This window comes from Kitasatospora sp. NPDC057512 (assembly GCF_042802135.1).
In the GTDB taxonomy this organism is placed as follows: Bacteria; Actinomycetota; Actinomycetes; order Streptomycetales; family Streptomycetaceae; genus Kitasatospora.
Genome location: NZ_JBHVET010000992.1, coordinates 1 through 2474, shown reverse-complemented (window position 1 = coordinate 2474; position 2474 = coordinate 1). Strand labels below are relative to the sequence as shown.

At 75.9% G+C, this 2474-nt stretch carries 3 protein-coding genes; 2 read left to right on the top strand and 1 reads right to left on the bottom strand.

From position 1 onward, the window contains the following. Positions 1 to 42: 42 nt before the first annotated feature. A complete protein-coding gene (locus tag ACFU6K_RS36675; RefSeq protein WP_380670625.1) occupies positions 43 to 918 on the bottom strand; it encodes a hypothetical protein in 876 nt (291 codons plus the stop codon). A gap of 42 nt (positions 919 to 960) precedes the next feature. On the opposite strand from ACFU6K_RS36675, the gene ACFU6K_RS36670 reads away from it, so the two are divergent. Both ACFU6K_RS36670 and ACFU6K_RS36665 read left to right on the top strand, forming a co-directional pair. After that, positions 961 to 1548: a GNAT family N-acetyltransferase gene (locus ACFU6K_RS36670; protein WP_380670623.1), complete on the top strand. Its 588-nt coding sequence runs from the start codon at positions 961 to 963 to the stop codon at positions 1546 to 1548. Between the two features lie 120 nt (positions 1549 to 1668). Next, positions 1669 to 2409: a sensor domain-containing protein gene (locus ACFU6K_RS36665; RefSeq protein ID WP_380670621.1), complete on the top strand. Its 741-nt coding sequence runs from the start codon at positions 1669 to 1671 to the stop codon at positions 2407 to 2409. Positions 2410 to 2474: the final 65 nt, after the last annotated feature.

Genomic DNA, 2474 nt, shown 5'->3' with positions numbered 1-2474 from the left:
CCCGGAGCCCACGCACCGGAACGGGGGCCTTCGCGCGGCGTCTCACTCCTCGACGGGCAGCTGCGCCAGGTAGGCCTCGATCTCCTCCTGGCCCGGCTCCGGCGCCAGCTCCGGGAACTCCGTCACCAGCAGCCGCGGCAGTCCCGGCACCGTCCACCCGCCGAACAGGTCGAGCGCCGCGTCGACCGCCGCCTCCTCGAACCGCCCGAAGTCCCCGGCCAGTTCCTCCGGCATCGGCCGCCCCAGCGCGGTCAGCTCCGCCAGGTTGCGGTAGCTGCGCCGCATCAGGCCCTGCTCCAGCAGCCGCCGCGCGCCGTCCGTGGCCATGCCGACCGACAGCACCCGGCCCGGGCCCCAGCCCTGCTCGTCCGGCTCGTCCAGCCAGCCGGCCGGTGCCAGCGCCTCGTACGCGGCCAGCCGCTCCTCCTCCGGGAGCTCCCCGAAGCCGGCCAGCCAGTCCCGCACCGCCGCCGGGTCCGTGACGTCCACCGCGTACGCGTGCAGCAGCAGCGCGTACAGCCGGGGCCAGGTCACCAGGTCGGCGCGGCGCAGCAGCCCGGCCGCGACCTCGCCCTGCCACTCGGCCTCCGCGTGCAGCCGCTCCTGGCGCTTGGCGTTCAGCCGCCGGGCCGCCCGTTGGTGGTCGACCAGCAGCCGGACGGCGTCGCCGTAGGCGAGCGGGTCCTCCTCGGGCGCGGGTTGGACGTACAGGTGGAGCCGCTCGTACAGCAGGTGCTCCACCGCGTCGGAGGTCAGTTCGGGCCAGCCGTCGTGCATCCTGCCCTCGCCCAGCTCCAGCAGCGCCAGCACCGCGCGCAGCGGCCCCTCGGCCACCGGCGCGCGGCCCTGCTCGGCCGCCCAGGCGAGCAGGTCGGCGGCCTTGGTGCGCGGGGCGAGCCGCAGGTCTTCGTCGTTCATAGTCCGAACGGTAGCCGCCGGGCGGGGATAGGGTCGGCAGCCATGGTCCCCGTACGACTCACCGGCCCGCGCCTGGCCGTCCGCGAGTACCACCACACCGAGGAGGAGGTGGACGCGCTGCACGCGCTGTTCGGCGACCCGGAGGTCACCCGCCACCTGCCCTTCGGGCCGAGCGGCCGGGAGGAGTGCGCCGACCAGATCGAGCTCTACCTGGAGGAGGCGATGGCCGAGGAGCGGGACACCTACCGGCTCGCCGTCACCAGGCTCGCCGACGCCGAGGAGCCCAGGGACGCGACGCCGATCGGGCAGGCCGCGCTCACCCTCGACGGGCACCGCACGGCCGACCTCGGCTGCGTGCTGGCCCGCGGGTCCTGGGGCCGCGGCTACGCGGGCGAGACCGTCGGCCTGCTCTGCGACTTCGCCTTCGGCGCCCTGGGCCTGCACCGGCTGACCGCCCGGACCGCCGCGGCCAACCCGGCCGCCGGCCGGGTGCTCACCCGGCTGGGCTTCCGGCCGGAGCGGCGGCCGCGGTCCGCCGGGTCCGGGGGCGGTGTCCGGTCCGACGCGTACGTCTACGCGCTGCTGGCCGAGGAGTGGCCGGGCCCGGCCGCCCGGGTGGAGGGGGGTTAACCCCACCCCGGATCCGCCAGGCCTCCGGATCACGGCCGGGCGGCGCGTCCACCAGACTGGACGCAGTCGGCGGGACGACCGAGCGACAGACGACAGCACGAGGGGCCGGGGGCCGGGAGCATGAGCAGCAGCCGCAGCATGGAGGACCGGGAGTGGGACGTTCTGGGCGGTCGCGGTGACGACCAGCGCCCCGCCCGGGCCCGCCGGACCGAGCGGCGTCCGGCCCTGTGGCGGGCTCCGTTCTCGGCGTACTACTACCGCGAGGTCGGCTACGCGCTCACCGGCCTGCCGGTGGCGATCGTCGGCTTCGCCGTCGCGGTCACGATGTTCTGCTTCGGCATCGGCACCTTCGTCACCGCGCTCGGCCTGCCCGTGCTGGGCGCCCTGACCGCCACGGCCCGCGGCTTCGGCCGGCTGGAGCGGGCCCGGGTGCGCGGCATGCTGGCCCTGGACGTCCCCGGCCCGGAGCCGGTGCGCCGGGTCCGCCAGGGCAGCTGGGGCGCGGTCACCGCGCGGCTGGCGGACGGGGCCGGCTGGAAGGCCGTGCTGTACCAGGTGCTGATGCTCCCCTGGGCGGTGTTCAGCTTCGCGGTGACGCTGGTGTTCCTGCTGCTCGGCTGGGCGGCGGCGCTCTACCCGCTGTACCACTGGGTCTTCCCGACCTACACCTCGTGGCACGGGTACCGGGTGTTCGACTTCTACGACAGCCACGACATCCGGCACGTGTACGAGATCGAGGCGCCCTGGCAGATCGCCGGGCTCTCGCTCTTCGGGGTGCTGCTGGTCTTCCTCACCACGCAGCTGGTCCGCGGCCTGACCAACGTCAACCGGGCCGCCGCCCAGGGCCTGCTCGGCCGCTGACCCCCTCGGCCCCACCCGGCCCACCCGGCCCTGACGGCCCCGACGGCCCCGCCCGCGTCCCGGAC

What these genes read in the sequence shown, in the direction of transcription:
- ACFU6K_RS36675 (WP_380670625.1), bottom strand. Translation starts at nt 918, where the DNA reads ATGAACGACGAAGACCTGCGGCTCGCCCCGCGCACCAAGGCCGCCGAC.
- ACFU6K_RS36670 (WP_380670623.1), top strand. Translation starts at nt 961, where the DNA reads ATGGTCCCCGTACGACTCACCGGCCCGCGCCTGGCCGTCCGCGAGTAC.
- ACFU6K_RS36665 (WP_380670621.1), top strand. Translation starts at nt 1,669, where the DNA reads ATGAGCAGCAGCCGCAGCATGGAGGACCGGGAGTGGGACGTTCTGGGC.